14 protein-coding genes and 1 pseudogene are annotated in these 16,759 nt (G+C 60.9%); 13 read left to right on the top strand and 2 right to left on the bottom strand.

Features of this window, described 5'->3' with window-relative positions; translation table 11 throughout:
* Positions 1-163 precede the first annotated feature (163 nt).
* Positions 164-1,114: a glucokinase gene (locus tag ACVWYU_RS29035; protein ID WP_457374335.1), complete on the bottom strand. Its 951-nt coding sequence runs from the start codon at positions 1,112-1,114 to the stop codon at positions 164-166.
* A complete protein-coding gene (gene edd / locus ACVWYU_RS29030) occupies positions 1,111-2,937 on the bottom strand; it encodes a phosphogluconate dehydratase (RefSeq protein WP_047532465.1) in 1,827 nt (608 codons plus the stop codon). The genes ACVWYU_RS29035 and edd overlap by 4 nt, the downstream gene beginning before the upstream one ends.
* A 220-nt stretch (positions 2,938-3,157) precedes the next feature.
* Between edd and gap the strand changes: the two genes are divergently transcribed.
* The 13 genes and pseudogenes from gap to ACVWYU_RS28965 all read left to right on the top strand — a co-directional run.
* Entirely contained in the window at positions 3,158-4,159 is a 1,002-nt protein-coding gene (gap, locus tag ACVWYU_RS29025) for a type I glyceraldehyde-3-phosphate dehydrogenase (RefSeq protein WP_090324740.1), read from the top strand.
* A 129-nt stretch (positions 4,160-4,288) separates the two neighbouring features.
* A complete protein-coding gene (locus ACVWYU_RS29020) occupies positions 4,289-4,753 on the top strand; it encodes a methylglyoxal synthase (protein WP_090324741.1) in 465 nt (154 codons plus the stop codon).
* A gap of 77 nt (positions 4,754-4,830) precedes the next feature.
* Positions 4,831-5,352: an RNA polymerase sigma factor gene (locus ACVWYU_RS29015; RefSeq protein ID WP_457374334.1), complete on the top strand. Its 522-nt coding sequence runs from the start codon at positions 4,831-4,833 to the stop codon at positions 5,350-5,352.
* Between the two features lie 84 nt (positions 5,353-5,436).
* Complete coding sequence (locus ACVWYU_RS29010) at positions 5,437-6,402, top strand: FecR family protein (RefSeq protein WP_457374333.1); 966 nt, start codon at positions 5,437-5,439, stop codon at positions 6,400-6,402.
* Between the two features lie 122 nt (positions 6,403-6,524).
* Complete coding sequence (locus ACVWYU_RS29005) at positions 6,525-9,113, top strand: TonB-dependent receptor (protein WP_457374332.1); 2,589 nt, start codon at positions 6,525-6,527, stop codon at positions 9,111-9,113.
* A gap of 114 nt (positions 9,114-9,227) precedes the next feature.
* Entirely contained in the window at positions 9,228-9,836 is a 609-nt protein-coding gene (locus tag ACVWYU_RS29000) for a biliverdin-producing heme oxygenase (protein WP_457374331.1), read from the top strand.
* A gap of 160 nt (positions 9,837-9,996) precedes the next feature.
* On the top strand, positions 9,997-10,386 hold the full coding sequence (locus ACVWYU_RS28995) for a YbaN family protein (protein ID WP_457374330.1): 390 nt from the start codon (positions 9,997-9,999) through the stop codon (positions 10,384-10,386).
* 201 nt (positions 10,387-10,587) lie between these two features.
* Positions 10,588-11,868, top strand: a pseudogene (locus ACVWYU_RS28990) (PDC sensor domain-containing protein); the annotation flags it as partial.
* 102 nt (positions 11,869-11,970) lie between these two features.
* On the top strand, positions 11,971-12,726 hold the full coding sequence (locus ACVWYU_RS28985; protein ID WP_425530746.1) for a methyl-accepting chemotaxis protein: 756 nt from the start codon (positions 11,971-11,973) through the stop codon (positions 12,724-12,726).
* Positions 12,727-12,823: 97 nt separating this feature from the next.
* Positions 12,824-14,173: a CoA transferase gene (locus ACVWYU_RS28980; RefSeq protein ID WP_457374329.1), complete on the top strand. Its 1,350-nt coding sequence runs from the start codon at positions 12,824-12,826 to the stop codon at positions 14,171-14,173.
* A 132-nt stretch (positions 14,174-14,305) separates the two neighbouring features.
* Positions 14,306-15,814, top strand: a complete 1,509-nt coding sequence (locus tag ACVWYU_RS28975) for a sigma-54-dependent transcriptional regulator (protein WP_090324754.1) — start codon at positions 14,306-14,308, stop codon at positions 15,812-15,814.
* 377 nt (positions 15,815-16,191) lie between these two features.
* Positions 16,192-16,575 carry a glycine cleavage system protein GcvH gene (gcvH, locus tag ACVWYU_RS28970; RefSeq protein ID WP_090324755.1) on the top strand — a complete coding sequence of 128 codons (384 nt, stop codon included), beginning with the start codon at positions 16,192-16,194 and terminating at the stop codon, positions 16,573-16,575.
* A gap of 11 nt (positions 16,576-16,586) precedes the next feature.
* On the top strand, positions 16,587-16,759 hold a 173-nt coding region (locus tag ACVWYU_RS28965), incomplete at its 3' end, for a hypothetical protein (protein WP_457374342.1).

Below are 16,759 nucleotides of genomic sequence, written 5' to 3'. Positions count from 1 at the left end.
TTGTTGTTTGAATTGGGCGGATTATGCCTGATGACCTTCGAATATTTGTTGCCTGTTCTGGCCCTATCGCGGGCAAGCCCGCTCCCACAGGGTTATGTACACATTCTGAAAATGCCGGTGATCCTGTGGGAGCTGGCTTGCCAGCGATGAAGGCGACGCGGTCTCAAGCCTGCTCCAGCGCCACTCCCGCCCCCACCAACCCGGAATACGGTGCCGTCACCAGCCACACTGGAATTCCCTTGAAATAATCGCTCATGCAGCCCTTGTCGGCAAAGCACCGGGCGAAACCGCTTTGGAGGAAGAAATCGGCGAAGCGCGGAATCACCCCGCCAACGATGTACACACCACCGCGTGCGCCCGTGGTCAGCACGTTGTTGCCGGCCACGCGACCGAGCCAGCAGCAAAACTGCTCGAGCACTTCCAGGGCAATCGGATCACCCGCCAACCCGGCAGCGGTAATCGCCTCCGGGGTGTCGAGTACCGGCTCATGACCGTCCACCGCGCAAATCGCCCGGTACACCCGTGGCAAACCACCACCGCTCAATGCCGTTTCGGCGCTGACGTGGCCAATCTCGTTATAAATGTGTTGCCACAGTTGGGTTTCCCGCGGGCTGCTCAGGGGCAAATCGACATGACCACCCTCTCCCGGCAATGCCGCGAAACGGCCTTCACCCAGATCCAGCAACGTGCCGACGCCCAGACCGGTGCCAGGGCCAATCACCACGGCCGGGCGCAGGGGTTCCGGCGTCCCTTCACAGACCACGCGGAATTCGCCTGGCTGCAAACGGGTCATGCCCAGGGCCATGGCCGAGAAGTCGTTGACCAGTAACAGCTGATCCACCTGCAGGGTCTGACAGAAGCCCTTGCGGCTCAGGCGCCAGTGATTGTTGGTGAACTTGAATTCATCGCCGCTCACGGGGCCGGCCACTGACAGGCACACCGAACCAATGGCCCCCGGCGCGAGACCGAGCCCGTTCAGATAGAGGCTGATCGCCTCTTCGGGGCTGGCGTGGTCTGCCGTCGCCAGCACCTGGACCGATTCCAGTTGCTGGTTTTTCCACAACGCGAAACGTGCGTTGGTCCCACCGATGTCACCGACCAAAGCCAGTTTCAATTAAGCGTCTCCAGGGCAGAAGTAAAGGCGCTGGCGCCCTGCTCCGCCGAGCTGAAGGCCATGCGCATGAAACCAAACAGTTCGCGACCGGTGCCGATGTTGTTGCCCAACAGGCCCTTGGCCGGCGTGCGCGCTGCGAATTCTTCGGCGTCCACCTTGAGCTCCAGGGTGCCTTTGACGCCATCGACGCGGATGATATCGCCCTCTTGCACCCGCGCCAAAGCGCCGCCCACATAAGCTTCGGGGCTGACGTGAATGGCCGCCGGAATTTTCCCCGACGCGCCGGACATGCGCCCGTCGGTCACCAGCGCGACCTTGAAGCCGCGATCCTGCAACACGCCAAGGAACGGCGTCATCTTGTGCAGTTCCGGCATACCGTTGGAGCGCGGGCCCTGGAAGCGCATCACGGCAACGAAATCCTTCTCCAGCAAACCGGCCTTGAACGCGTCGGCCAGGTCTTGCTGATCCTGGAACACCATGGCCGGTGCTTCGACGATCTGGTTTTCCAAAGCCACGGCGGAAACCTTCATCACGCCACGGCCGAGGTTGCCTTCCATCACCCGCAGGCCGCCTTCTGGCGAGAACGCGCGAGCCACCGGACGCAGGATGCTTTCGTCGAGGCTTTCGGTAATGCCTTCGCGCCACACCAGCTCGCCGTTATCGAGGAACGGCTCCTGGGTATAACGGCTCAGGCCGTGGCCCAGCACGGTGTTGACGTTTTCGTGGAGCAACCCGGCTTCCAGCAGTTCGCGGATCAGGAACGACATGCCACCCGCCGCCTGGAAGTGGTTGATGTCGGCTTTACCGTTCGGGTAGACGTGGCTCAGGGTCGGGACCACCTCGGAGAGGTCCGCCATGTCTTGCCAGGTCAACTGAATGCCCGCCGCCATGGCGATGGCCGGCATGTGCAAGGTGTGGTTGGTCGAGCCGCCGGTGGCGTGCAGGGCGACGATGGAATTGACCAGCGAACGCTCGTCGACGATTTCGCCGATTGGCAGGTAGTTGCCGTTCTGTTTGGTGATGCGCGTCACTTGATGTGCCGCCTCGCGGGTCAGGGCATCGCGCAACGGCGTGTTCGGGTTGACGAAGGAAGCGCCCGGCAAGTGCAGGCCCATGACTTCCATCAGCAACTGGTTGGTGTTGGCGGTGCCGTAGAAGGTGCAGGTGCCGGGGCTGTGGTAGGAGTTCATTTCCGATTCCAGCAGCTCTTCGCGGCTGGCCTTGCCTTCGGCATAGCGCTGGCGCACGTCGGCTTTCTGCTTGTTGGAAATGCCCGACACCATCGGCCCGCCCGGGACGAAAATCATCGGCAGATGGCCGAAACGCAATGCACCCATCATCAGGCCCGGCACAATCTTGTCGCAGATGCCGAGCATCAGCGCGCCATCGAACATGTTGTGGGACAACGCCACGGCAGCAGACATCGCGATCACTTCGCGACTCGGCAGGCTCAGTTCCATGCCCGGCTCGCCCTGGGTCACGCCATCGCACATGGCCGGGGTGCCGCCTGCAAACTGACCGACAGAACCGATCTCGCGCAGGGCTTTTTTGATCAGCTCCGGGAAGACTTCGTACGGTTGGTGCGCCGAAAGCATGTCGTTATATGACGAAACAATTGCAATGTTGGCGGAGTTCATCATCCGCAAACTGTTCTTGTCGTCGCTGCCGCAGCCGGCCACGCCGTGGGCGAAGTTGGCGCATTGCAGCTTGCCGCGCATCGGACCGTCACTGGCCGCACCGCGAATCAGTGCAAGGTAAGCCTCACGCGTGGCGCGGCTGCGGGCGATAAGCCGTTCGGTGACCTCAAGGACGCGGGGATGCATGTGTAGAACTCCAGGCTAACGGATGTGGCGACCTGATTGTCTATGCTGAACAAGAGCCGTTGTTGATGGGATGACAGACGGTTTTCTTGATCAATCGGACCAGTTGATTCAGGTCACTCGTTGTAGATTGAACAAAATATTGCCACTAAAAAGGCTTGTTTTCTATTTTTTTGCGAATAATCTTGTAATTCCAACAACAAAACGACGGCGGCGCTGACAAATGACTCTTCGAATCGCGATCAATGGTTTTGGCCGTATCGGCCGTAATGTCCTGCGCGCACTCTATACCCAAGGCTATCGCCAGGATTTGCAGATCGTCGCCATCAATGACCTGGGCGACAGCGCGATCAACGCGCACTTGCTCAAGTACGACACCGTTCATGGCACGTTCGAAGCCGATGTCCAGCATGATCAGGAAAGCCTGACCGTCAACGGCGACCGCATTTCGGTCAGCGCCATCCGCAACCCGGCCGACCTGCCATGGGCCGCGGAAAGGATTGATGTGGTGTTTGAATGCACCGGTCTGTTCACCGACCGCGCCAAGGCTGCCGCGCATATTACGGCCGGCGCGCGCAAAGTGATTATTTCGGCGCCGGCCAAAGGTGCCGATGCCACGGTGGTTTACGGGGTCAACCACGACATCCTGCGCCAGTCGCACCAGATTATTTCCAACGCTTCGTGCACCACCAACTGCCTGGCCCCGGTGGCCCAGGTACTGCACCGCGAACTGGGTATCGAAAGCGGTCTGATGACCACCATCCACGCGTACACCAACGACCAGAACCTGACCGACGTCTACCACACCGATCCGTACCGCGCCCGTTCCGCGACCCAGAACATGATTCCGAGCAAGACCGGTGCCGCTGAAGCGGTCGGCCTGGTGCTGCCGGAACTGGCGGGCAAACTGACCGGCATGGCCGTGCGTGTACCGGTGATCAACGTTTCCCTGGTCGACCTGACCGTGCAACTCAAGCGCGAAGCGTCGGCCGATGAAGTCAACGCGCTGCTCAAGGAAGCCAGTCAGCACTCGAAGATCCTCGGCTACAACACCCTGCCGCTGGTCTCGAGCGACTTCAACCACAACCCGCTGTCGTCGATCTTCGACGCCAACCACACCAAAGTCAGCGGCAAGCTGCTCAAGGTGCTGGCCTGGTACGACAACGAATGGGGCTTCTCCAACCGCATGCTCGATAACTGCCTGGCGCTGTGCAACGCTGAATAAGCAGCACGCCCTTTGCCCGCGATGGTCGTGAACGATAACGCGGGGAATCTGATGCTCCGCGGTGTTCTCAAGTTCATCGCGAGCAGGCTCGCTCCTACAAGGTGCGCGTCATTTCTGGAGCAACAACCGATGATTGGCATCAGCTTTACGCAAAAGACCCTGGCGGCGCGCAAGCGTATCGCCCTGGTCGCCCACGACCACTGCAAGGTGTTTTTGCTGGACTGGGCCGAGCGGCAGAAAGACAAACTCGCGCAACACGAACTGGTTGCCACCGGCACCACGGGATTGTTGTTGCAACAACGCCTCGACCTGCCGGTGGAGAGCATGATCAGCGGCCCGTTGGGCGGTGACCAGCAGCTCGGCGCGCGCATCGCCGAACAGCGGGTCGACATGCTGGTGTTCTTCTGGGACCCGTTCGAACCCCAGCCGCACGACCCGGATATCAAGGCGCTGCTGCGGGTCGCGGCGGTCTGGAACATCCCGGTGGCGTGCAACGAATGCAGCGCCGACTATTTGCTCAGCAGCCCACTGATGGATCAGGCGCATGCGCACCGGATTCCGGATTACGCGTCTTACCTTTTGGGTCGTGCATAACCCTTCGAAAATCAATACTTGACCATTAGAGCGGATGATAAGCATTATCATCCGCTTGGAATGGATCAGGTTCTCCCGTGAGTCAATCGCGCTTCAACGATGTCTTCATTACCCAGCGAATCTCTCTGCTGCGCACGCTGGAGCGGATGGTCAACAACCACAGCACCGCCGAAGACCTGCTGCAGGAGACCTACCTGCGCGTGACCCGTGCGCTCAGCGAGCGGGCCATCGATCACCTTGAACCCTTCGTTTTCCAGACCGCCCGCAACCTGGCGCTGGATCATCTGCGTGCGCGGCGAATCCACTCGCGAACCATGGTCGAAGACGTGCCGCCGGAGGTGGTGCAAAGCGTCGCCGCCCCCGCGAGCAATGCCGAGGACGCCGTCCATGCCGAACAATTGCTTGAGCGCTTGAACGTACGCCTCAGTCAACTCAGCCCTCGTCAGCAGCAGATTTTCATCTTCAGTCGCCTGCACGGTCACAGCTATCTGGAAATCGCCGAGAAGCTCGGTGTATCCCTGAGCACCGTGCAAAAAGAGCTGAAGCTGATCATGACGATTTGTATCGGAGTCGCAGAGAACAGCCACTGCAAGCCATAAGCGGCAAGCCAACGACGAACGACTTGCAGCTTGCAGCCTGTCGCTTGAAACTGCTTTTCAACACGCCCCTGCCGAGGAAACACCGTGACGGACACCCACCGCCGCCCTTCGCCCACCCCGGTGCGGGACAGTGCAGATGCGATGGACCAGGCCCTCGACTGGCTGATCGTGCTGGACGACCCAAGCGAAGAACAGACCCGTCAGTTCCACCAATGGCTCGCGGCCGATCCGGCGCATGCCGATGCGTTCGCCAAGGCCCAGGCTATCTGGAACGGCCAGCCCGTCACCCAGTGCGCGCAAAGCCTGGCCACGCCCCTGGCGACAGTCACCGTCATCTCGCGCCTGCGCCCCCACTGCAAAGCCCTGGCCACCGCCGCTGTGCTGATCCTCGGCCTGTTCAGTTTCAGCAATTTGCCGATGCGCCTGCAGGCCGATCACCTGACTGTGGTCGGTGAACGTCAGCGCCTGCAACTGGAGGACGGCTCGAAAGTCCTGCTCAACACCAACTCGGCGTTTTCCAGCACCATCAACGATCAACAACGCGTGGCACGGCTGTATCAGGGCGAAGCCTATTTCGAGGTGCAACCTCATGAAGGCCAACCGCTGGAAATCGACGCCGGTCTGGTCACGGCGAGCGTCCGGGATACGGCATTTGCCGTGCGTTATCTGGATGGCGTGACTCAGGTGCGAGTACAACGCGGAGACGTCGATCTGCGCGCCACTCGCGACGACGAACGCGTTCGCTTGAGCGCCGGAGAAAGCATTCGCATCGGCCCCAACGGTTTCGACCGACCGGCCAGGCTGAATGCCGCCACCGACCTGGCGTGGGTTCAGGGCCGACTGGTGTTCGAAAACTGCCCCCTGAGCCAGGTGCTGGCGGAACTTCGTCGCTACTATCCGGGCTGGATCATCAACAACAACGAGCAACTGGCCAATGTTTCGGTGACGGGTAATTACCGCCTCGATCAGCCGCTGGACGCAGTCCGCTCACTGGCTCACATCACCTCCGCCAAACTCCGGGAGTTCCCGGCGCTGGTGATCCTGAATTAAATGAGCATTATTTTTACTCGATAGTCACTTCCTGTACGTCTCGTTATAGCCAATGCAATTGATTCGCATCTACAAATGCCAATCAGCACCTATAAAGATTCGTGCGACACGGAGCGCTATCGATGTCCTCTCGCCTTACCCGCCAGTCCTCTTCACCTTCTCGCGTGCTGTCGCTGCTGACCGCCGCCATCCTGATGGCCGGCACTGCACCGCTCATGGCCGCCACTGCCGAACAGCCGAGCCGCAACATGGGCGACTATTCGTTCGCCATTGCGCCGCAGTCACTGGTGTCGGCGCTCAATGCGTTTACCGCTGTTACAGGCTGGCAGGTTGGCTTGCCGGCAGAGCTGGCCGAAGGTGTGGCATCGCCGGGTGTACGCGGCTCGCTGCCGCCAGAGAAAGCCCTGGATCGCCTGTTGGTGGGGACCGACTTGAACTATCGCAAACTGGGCAACAACAACATCGTGCTGGAAAAGCGTGACAACAGCGGCACCCTCAACCTGCAACAGGTGACCATCAGCGCCACCCGCCAGGAGCAGGACGTGAACAGCGTGCCCAGCACCGTCACCGTTCATACACGCGAAGAGCTGGATCGCAACAACGTCAACACCATCAAGGAACTGGTGCGCTACGAACCGGGAGTTGCCGTGGGCGGTACAGGCACCCGCGGCGGGATCAGTGGCTACAACATCCGGGGCATCGACGGTGACCGGATCCTGACCCAGGTCGATGGCGTCGAAGTACCGGACGGCTTCTTCAACGGCCCTTACGCCAAGACCCAGCGCAACTACGTCGACCCGGAAATCGTCAAGCGTGTCGAAATCCTCCGCGGTCCGGCCTCGGTGCTCTATGGCAGTAACGCCATCGGCGGTGCCGTCAGCTACTTCACGCTCGACCCCGACGACATCATCAAGCCCGGCCAGGATGTCGGTGCACGGCTGAAGACCGGTTACAGCTCCGCCGACGACAGCTGGCTCAAATCCGCCACCGTGGCGGGCCGCGCCGAGCAGTTCGATGGCTTGCTGCATTACAGCCAGCGCGATGGCCACGAAACCGAATCCTATGGCAGCAACAACGGCACAGGGCTGGCGCGTACCGCCGCCAACCCGGAAGACGTGCGTGCCAGCAACGTGCTGGCGAAAGTCGGCTGGAACTACAAAGAGGATGCGCGCCTGGGCCTTGTCTACGAAAAGTACAAGGACGACCGCGACACCGACCAGAAAAGCGCTTATGGCGGCCCGTTCTTCGGTGGCCAACCGACCATTCCCAACAGCATCTTGCCGGGCGGCATGTACCAGTGGCGCACCGGTAACGACACCATCACCCGCGAACGATTCGGCCTGGAACACAGCTTCGCCCTCGACAGCCTGCTGGTGGACAACGTCAAGTGGAGCCTGAATCACCAGGTCGCCAAGACCGATCAGAGCACCGAGGAGTTCTACTATCCGATGTCACGCAAAGTGCTGCGGACCCGAGACACGGTCTACGAAGAAAAGCAGTGGGTCTTCGATGCACAACTGGATAAATCATTCAGCATTGCCGACACCGAACACCTGCTGACCTACGGCACCACTATCAAGCAACAGAAAGTCACCGGATCACGCAGCGGCAATGGCACCTGCCTCGCCGTCTTCGGTAGCTGCCGGGTGGTTGGCGCCACGAGTGCAGCGGACGTGCTGAAAAAATCCAGCGACTTCCCGGACCCGACCATCAACACCTACAGCCTGTTCGCCCAGGACCAGATCAGCTGGAACCGGTGGACCTTCCTGCCGGGCCTGCGCTACGACTACACCGAACTCAAGCCGCACATTACCCGGGAATTCCTCAACACCGTGGCGGCCGATGGTCGCGGCACCGTCAGCGACCAGAACAAGACCTGGCACAAAGTGTCGCCCAAGTTCGGCCTGACCTACGCCCTGACCGACGAGTACACCTGGTACGGCCAGTACGCCGAAGGATTCCGCACCCCGACCGCGAAGGCGCTGTACGGGCGTTTCGATAACACCGTTACCGGTTACCGCGTAGAGCCAAATCCGAACCTGGAACCGGAAAAGAGCAAAAGCTACGAGACCGGCCTGCGCGGCAACTTTGAGCAAGGCGCCTTCGATGTGGCGGTGTTCTATAACAAGTACCGCGATTTCATCAACGAAGATGCCGTCACGCCGGGTTATGACGAACCGACCTTCCAGAGTGCCAACATCAAGCACGCCACCATCAAAGGCGCGGAAGTCAAAGGTCGCCTGAACCTCGATGCCTTTGGTGCGCCGCAAGGCCTCTACACCCAGGGTTCCGTGGCTTATGCCTACGGGCGCAACGACGACACCGGCGAGCCGCTCAACAGCGTCAGTCCGCTGACGGGTGTGTTCGGAGTCGGTTACGACCAGGACAACTACGGCGGCTTGTTGAGCTGGACGCTGGTGAAAAAGAAAAATCGTGTCGACGACAGCAACTTCAAGTCGCCGGACGGCGTCAGCAGTCAATTCAAGACACCGGGCTTCGGCGTGCTGGACCTGAGTGGTTTCTACAAGGTAACGGACGATGTCACCGTCAGCGCCGGCGTCTACAACCTGACCGACAAGAAGTACTGGTTGTGGAATGACGTGCGCGGTTACGACAGCGTCGGCGAAGCCTCGGTGACGCAACCGGCCAACCTTGATCGCCTGACTCAACCGGGTCGCAACTTCGCGGTCAACCTGATCTGGGATATCTGATCCTGACCTTCTCGCGACGCAGCTTCATTCAGGCTGCGCCGTGAGGAATTTTTACTGTCGTGCACCTGCCCATACGTCTCGTTACCAGGCTCTACTTTTTCTCAAGGACTTCTCATGACCACTCAGGAAACGGCTCAACGCCCGGCCTTGCGCTCGCAACGCCTGAACCAGATCACCCACGAACCTCACACCAGACTCGATGCGCTGGTCAAAGCCCATGCACCGTTCGAAACCCAGGCCAACTTCGCCCGTTTCGTGGTGGCGCAATACCTGTTCCAGTCGGAGCTGGCGTCGCTGTACAACGATGCCAGACTGACCGCCATCGTCCCGGACCTGCCAGCTCGCTGCCGGGCCGAAGCCGCAAAAGCCGACCTGGCGGACCTGGACACCGAAGTGCCGGCACCGGTTTCTGGCGCCTTGCTCAACCCGAGTAAAGCCCAGGCCCTGGGCTGGCTCTTCGTGTCCGAAGGCTCAAAACTCGGCGCGGCCTTCCTGATCAAGCGTGCCATTGGCCTGGGCTTGAGCGAAACCTTCGGCGCCCGCCACCTTGGCGAACCGGCCGGTGGTCGCGCAGAAGGCTGGAAAAGCTTCGTCAAAACCCTCGATGGACTCCAGCTCAGTGCTCAGGAAGAAGCCGAACTGGATAAAGGTGCCATCGAAGCGTTCAACCGCTTTACCCTGTTGCTGGAACAGGCTTATGCCATGACGGCTGAACCGGTCTGAAATAACTCGATCCCCCGTGGGAGCGAGCCTGCTCGCGATGACGGACAGGCATTCAAACGGGATGTTGCCTGTAAGACTGCTATCGCGGGCAAGCCCGCCCCACAGGGACCGAGTAAACCTGAAAGTTTTCGATCCGCCTCACGAGCACCCCTCTGAGAATATGTCTTCCTCATCAAAACTGACTCGTCTGCTCTTCGGCCTGCTGGCCTACGTCAGCCTGGGTATCGGCCTGATTGCCATCGTCATACCCGGCCTGCCAACCACCGAGTTCATCCTGCTGGCAGCCTGGGCGGCGACCAGAAGCTCGCCACGCCTGAGTGCCTGGCTGGAAAACCATCGGCTGTTCGGCCCCATCCTCAGTAACTGGCGCACTGGCAAAATCATTGCGCGCCGGGCCAAGGTCAGCGCCACCGTCAGCATGCTGCTGTGCGCCACGTTGATGCTGGTGATGCTCGATCATGGCTGGCCAATCTACCTGGCGATTGCGGGCATGGGGCTGGGTAATTTGTGGATCTGGTCGCGCCCCGAATCACTTGCGCAACCTTCCTGAATCAGGCCGCGACTTTCCCCGTTTTTAACCTGATTTTCGGCACATTTTCCTGCGCAAACGTTCAACAACTACCGTTCGTCGGCATCACCCTCATGCAATGCCCCACCCTCGCCGATGTGGATTGAATGCGCTGAATGGATTTGGCGAATCGAGTCGGCCCCGGACTCATGATTACCCCTCATCCATTCGCGAGTTCGCCCTATGTTCGACTCACTGTCCATCCGCCTGAAAATTGTCTTGCTCTCCGGTCTGTGCCTGCTTGGCGTGGTCGCGCTGATCGAGGGCATGAACGTCTACCAGACCGATCAGAACAATGAGCTGGTCAGTTCCTCCAGCAGCAAGATGCTCACCAGCAGCGTGCAGGATCTGCTGCAGGCCAAGGCTGCCGAACAAGCGGTGCGGGTACAGAAGACATTTGGCGAGACCCTCACGGTGGTGACGGCGCTGGCTGATCAGATCAAGGACATGCGCACCATGGCGGCCAAGCGCTCCCTGGAGGCGGGCGCCCTGCGTGAAGAACTGAACCAGAGCCTGAAAACCGCGTTCGAGCGCAACGGCAAAGTGCTGGGTATCTGGCTGGCGTTCGAACCCAATGGCCTGGATGGCAAGGACAGCGAGTTCGCCAATGACGCCGCTCGCCAGTCCAACGAAGCCGGGCGTTTTGCCACCTACTGGAGTCGTGCGGGGGGGCAATCGCTCAATACCATCATGGTCGAAGAAGACATGACCAAGACCACTCTGAACCTCAGCGGCACCCCGTATAACGTCTGGTACACCTGCCCTCGCGACAGCAAGCGCACCTGCCTGCTCGACCCTTACGCCGATACCGTCGGTGGCAAGGAAGTGTTGATGACCACCATTTCCGTACCGCTGCTGGTGGATGGCAAGTCCATTGGCGTAGTAGGTGTCGACATCGCCCTCGACGCCCTGCAGGCAGCGGCTGTCGACTCCCAGCGCGACCTGTTCAATAGCGCCGGGCATATGCTGATCGTCTCCGGCACCGGCGTGATGGCTGCCTACAGCGTTGACGCCGGCAAAGTCGGCAAAAGCATCGGCGACACCCTGGGTGCCGAGGGCAAGGACATCCTGCAACTGCTGGGTGGCGGCGCACCGAAAATTCTCCAACAGGGCGATCTGATCCGCGCGGTGTACCCGGTCAGTCCGATTCCTGACGCCAAGGCCTGGGGTGTGGTGATCGACCTGCCGAAACAAGTGCTGCTGGCCGATTCGGTGAAGCTGCAAGCAGTACTCGATGACGCCCAACAAAGCGGCACGATCAAAGCGGTGGGCATCGCGATCATTGCCGGCCTGATCGGCTTGCTGTTGATCTGGCTGACTGCTTCCGGTGTTACCCGGCCGATCAACAGCGTGGCCGAGATGCTCAAGGCGATTGCCAGCGGCGATGGCGACCTCACCCAACGCCTGCACTACAGCAAGAAGGATGAGCTGGGCGAACTGGTCAGCTGGTTCAACCGCTTCCTCGACAAGCTGCAACCGACCATCGCACAGATCAAGCAGAGCATCACTGATGCTCGCGGCACCGCCGATCAGTCTGCGGAAATCGCCCGCCAGACCAGTGAAGGCATGCTGGTGCAGTTCCGTGAAGTCGACCAGGTGGCCACCGCATCCAACGAAATGAGCGCCACGGCCCACGACGTTGCCAACAGCGCATCGAATGCGGCAAATGCGGCCAAGGGCGCCGACCAATCCGCCCGCGATGGCATGCAGATCATCGAGCGCAGTACCCGCGACATCAATCAACTGGCCGAGGAAGTCAGCAAGGCCGTGACTGAAGTGGAAGCCCTGGCAGTGAACAGCGAGCAGATCGGATCGGTACTGGAAGTGATCCGCAGCATCGCCGAACAAACCAACCTGCTGGCGCTCAATGCGGCGATTGAAGCCGCCCGTGCCGGCGAAAGTGGTCGCGGCTTTGCCGTGGTCGCCGACGAAGTGCGCAACCTGGCCAAACGCACCCAGGACTCGGTGGAGGAAATTCGCCTGGTGATCGAACGCATCCAGAGCGGCACACGCGGCGTGGTCGCCACCATGCACTCAAGCCAGACTCAGGCCCACAGCAATGCAGGCCAGATCCAGCAGGCCGTCCAGGCCCTGAGCAAGATCAGCGATGCGGTCACCGTGATCAGCGACATGAACCTGCAGATCGCCAGCGCCGCCGAACAGCAAAGCGCCGTGGCCGAAGAGGTCAATCGCAACGTCTCGGCAATCCGCACCGTCACCGAAACCTTGACCGGGCAGGCCAACGAATCGGCGCAGATCAGCAGCCAGCTCAACAACCTGACCACCCACCAGATGAAACTGATGGATCAGTTCCGCGTATAGAACCCCTGTGGGAGCGAGCTCACTCGCTCCCACAGGATTTAATTCGACCGACCATCTATTTGTTCTATGCTCGGGCTCTCGCTCCGGAGGGCCTTCGATGACTGATCTACTCACGTCCATTCAAGCCGCACTCGGCTTGCCCCACACCCCGATTTCGTTCACCGCCAGTGGCGCCCTGCCCTCGGCATTTGCCGTTACCGACCTGGCGTGCGCCAGCATCGCCGCCGCCGGCCAGGCCGTCAGTGAGTTGCTGCATCAGCAAACCGGTCGCCTGCCCGAGGTTGAAGTCGATCGCCGATTAGCCTCGTTCTGGTTCTCGTCCTCGATCCGCCCGGTGGGCTGGAGCGTGCCACCGCTGTGGGACCCGATCGCCGGTGACTACGCCACCCGCGATGGCTGGATTCGCCTGCACACCAATGCGCCCCATCACCGCGCGGCTGCCGAATCGGTACTCGGTGCCTGTGCCGACCGGGCAGCGATGGCGAGCAAAGTCGCACTATGGGCCAAGAGTGACCTGGAGCAGGCCGTGGTCGATGCCGGTGGATGTGCCGCCGAGATGCGCAGTTGGCCGCAATGGCAGACTCACCCGCAGGGACTGGCGGTGAACGCTGAACCGCTGATCGATTTCGCCCGCCAGCAAAGCCAGAACGCCAAGACCTGGCAAGGTTCGGTCGCGCAACCCTTGGCCGGGATCAAAGTGCTGGATTTGACCCGTGTGCTCGCCGGCCCTGTCGCCAGCCGTTTTCTCGCGGGCCTCGGCGCCGACGTCTTGCGTATCGACCCGCCCACCTGGAACGAGCCCGGCGTGGTGCCGGAAATGACCCTGGGCAAACGCTGCGCGCGCCTGGACCTGCATGACAAGGCCGATCGCAGCGTGTTCGAACACTTGCTCAAGGACACCGACATTCTGCTCCACGGCTACCGGGCCGATGCCTTGGAACGCCTGGGCTACGGCGTCGCCGAACGGCAAAGGCTGGCCCCCGGGCTGATCGATGTCTGCCTGAACGCCTACGGCTGGAGCGGCCCCTGGCAAAACCGTCGGGGCTTCGACAGCCTGGTGCAGATGAGCAGCGGAATTGCCGAGGCCGGTATGCACTGGAAGCACGCGGACAAGCCGACACCTTTGCCACTGCAAGCCCTGGATCACGCTACCGGCTACCTGATGGCGGCCAGTGTGATCCAGCTGTTGGCTGAACGCTTGAGCAACGGTAGTGGTGGATCGGCGCGGCTGTCACTGGCGCGCACGGCGAAGTTACTGATCGAGAATGGACCCGGGACCGAAGCGTTATTGCGCGCAGAGGACGAAGGCGATCAGGGGCTTGTGCTCGAGCAGACGACCTGGGGGCCGGCGCATCGGCTGCGGGTTCCATTGAAGCTCACCGGTACCCCCCTGCAGTGGACGATCGCGGCCTCTGAATTGGGTTCCCACCGCGCGCAGTGGTGGTGACGGTCAGATAGCCTTCACGAGCAGGCTCGCACAAGGTTTGTCATTACCCATAAATTGTGCGCGGGATTTCACCATTGGCCCGCGCCAAGGCATACTTGCCCCCCTTCGCCGTCCAGAATTCATTGCCGCCCCATGCGTATCCACGTCAGCTTCATCGACCGCGTCGGTATCACCCAGGAAGTCCTGGCCTTGCTCGGCGGGCGCAATCTCAACCTGGATGCGGTGGAGATGGTTCCGCCCAACGTTTACATCGACGCCCCGACCCTGAGCCCGGAAGTCCTTGAAGAGCTGCGTGATGCGCTGTTCAGCGTGCGCGGGGTGCAAGCGGTGACGGTGGTCGACATCCTGCCCGGCCAGCGTCGGCACTTGCAGCTCGACGCGTTGCTCGCGGCCATGACCGACCCGGTGCTGGCGCTGGACAGTGGCGGCAAGGTGCTGTTGGCCAACCCGGCCCTGATTGCCCTGTACGGTCGTGAACCGGCCGGTGAAAGCGTCGCCGACCTGTTTGCTGATCCGGCCCTGCTCGACGCCCTGCTCGAACATGGCTTCCGGCTGCCGCTGCGGGAAATTACCGTCAACGGGCAGACGTTACTGCTGGACGCCACTCCCATCACTGACGCTGGCGCGCTGCTGACCCTGTATCAACCGAACCGCATCGGCGAACGCCTGTCGGCGCTGCACCACGATCACGCCGAAGGTTTCGATGCGCTGCTGGGCGAGTCGCCGGTGATCCGCACGCTCAAGGTGCGCGCGCAACGCGTGGCAGCCCTTGATGCGCCGCTGCTGATCCAGGGCGAAACCGGCACCGGCAAGGAGTTGGTGGCCCGGGCTTGCCATGCCATCAGTGCACGACACAACGCTCCGTTTCTGGCATTGAACTGCGCCGCATTGCCGGAGAACCTCGCCGAAAGCGAGCTGTTCGGCTATGCCCCCGGCGCCTTCACCGGTGCCCAGCGGGGCGGCAAACCGGGACTGATGGAACTGGCGAACCAGGGCACGGTGTTTCTCGATGAGATCGGTGAAATGTCGCCGTACTTGCAAGCCAAGTTGCTGCGTTTCCTCAACGATGGCAGTTTCCGCCGTGTCGGCGGTGATCGCGAGGTGAAGGTCAACGTGCGGATCCTCAGCGCGACCCATCGCGACCTGGAGAAGATGGTCAGTGAAGGCTTGTTCCGCGAAGACCTGTTCTATCGCCTCAACGTGCTCAACGTCGAAGTCCCGCCCCTGCGCGAGCGCGGCCAGGACATTCTGCTGCTGGCCCGCTACTTCATGCAGCAAGCGTGCGCGCAGATCCAGCGGCCGGTCTGTCGTCTCGCGCCAGGCACTTACCCGGCACTGCTGGGCAATCGCTGGCCGGGTAACGTCCGCCAGCTGCAAAACGTGATCTTCCGCGCCGCTGCCATTTGCGAAAGCAGTCTGGTGGACATCGGCGACCTCGACATCGCCGGCACCTCGGTGGCGCGCCAGAGCGACCATGACGTCGACAGCCTGGAACAAGCCATGGAAGCGTTCGAAAAGGACCTGTTGGAAAAACTCTACGTCAGCTATCCCTCGACCCGCCAACTGGCTACCCGCCTGCAAACCTCCCACACCGCGATCGCCCACCGTTTGCGCAAGTACGGTATTCCCAACAAGGCCTGACGCCGCCAACGCCTGAATCACCGCAGATCCCTGTGGGAGCAAGCTCGCTCTCACGGGCTTCGTGTCCAGCAAGAAATCACTCTAAAAGCGACCTTCATCTGTACTGAAAGCGCTACAGCGGAACGATATCGCTACACCCCTTCCCGACCAGCGCTGCGCAAGGCTTTGATCCCCTTAAGCTTTTTTCTTTACGCACTGCTGTAGCGATTTCGCTACAGCCAGCCGTGACCGCGCCTTTCCAAAAACTCATAAACCATTGATTAATAACGTAAATTTAACATTGGCCGCGTTCTTGCTTATTAACCCTGCATAAATCAGGGCATTGCCCAAGCATTCAATCGCGTCCACCAGACGAGTCTGGCCCCTTAGGAGTTTCCATGAGCGAGTTGCGTTTTACTGAAGATCACGAATGGCTGCGTACCGAAGCTGACGGCACGGTCACAGTCGGCATCACCGCTTTCGCGCAGAACGCATTGGGCGACGTGGTTTTCGTACAACTGCCTGAGCTGCAGTCCTACGAAAAAGGCGCTGAAGCCGCCACCGTGGAATCGGTAAAAGCCGCCAGCGGCGTGTACATGCCACTGGACGGTGAAGTGCTGGAGGTGAACCCGGCACTGGACAGCAGCCCTGAGCTGGTCAACGAAGATCCACTGGGCGAAGGCTGGTTCTTCCGCTTCCAGCCAACTGACGCCTCGGCTGTCGCCAAACTGCTGGATCAGGACGCCTACGACCGTCTGATCAAAGCCAACGCCGAAGCCTGAGGAGCGCTGAAATGACCCAAGTGAATCTGACCACTGCCAACGAATTCATCGCCCGCCACATCGGCCCGCGCGCCGGCGACGAGCAAGCCATGCTCAACAGCCTCGGCTTCGATTCCCTCGAAGCCCTGAGCGCCAGCGTGATTCCCGACAGCATCAAGGGCACCAGCGTGCTGGGCCTGGAAGA

It is taken from the genome of Pseudomonas sp. TE12234 (assembly GCF_054061835.1).
This window is presented reverse-complemented; position numbering and strand designations above follow the sequence as displayed.

What these genes read in the sequence shown, in the direction of transcription:
- edd (WP_047532465.1), bottom strand. Translation starts at nt 2,937, where the DNA reads ATGCATCCCCGCGTCCTTGAGGTCACCGAACGGCTTATCGCCCGCAGC.
- gap (WP_090324740.1), top strand. Translation starts at nt 3,158, where the DNA reads ATGACTCTTCGAATCGCGATCAATGGTTTTGGCCGTATCGGCCGTAAT.
- ACVWYU_RS29020 (WP_090324741.1), top strand. Translation starts at nt 4,289, where the DNA reads ATGATTGGCATCAGCTTTACGCAAAAGACCCTGGCGGCGCGCAAGCGT.
- ACVWYU_RS29005 (WP_457374332.1), top strand. Translation starts at nt 6,525, where the DNA reads ATGTCCTCTCGCCTTACCCGCCAGTCCTCTTCACCTTCTCGCGTGCTG.
- ACVWYU_RS29000 (WP_457374331.1), top strand. Translation starts at nt 9,228, where the DNA reads ATGACCACTCAGGAAACGGCTCAACGCCCGGCCTTGCGCTCGCAACGC.
- ACVWYU_RS28995 (WP_457374330.1), top strand. Translation starts at nt 9,997, where the DNA reads ATGTCTTCCTCATCAAAACTGACTCGTCTGCTCTTCGGCCTGCTGGCC.
- ACVWYU_RS28985 (WP_425530746.1), top strand. Translation starts at nt 11,971, where the DNA reads ATGCTGGTGCAGTTCCGTGAAGTCGACCAGGTGGCCACCGCATCCAAC.
- ACVWYU_RS28980 (WP_457374329.1), top strand. Translation starts at nt 12,824, where the DNA reads ATGACTGATCTACTCACGTCCATTCAAGCCGCACTCGGCTTGCCCCAC.
- ACVWYU_RS28975 (WP_090324754.1), top strand. Translation starts at nt 14,306, where the DNA reads ATGCGTATCCACGTCAGCTTCATCGACCGCGTCGGTATCACCCAGGAA.
- gcvH (WP_090324755.1), top strand. Translation starts at nt 16,192, where the DNA reads ATGAGCGAGTTGCGTTTTACTGAAGATCACGAATGGCTGCGTACCGAA.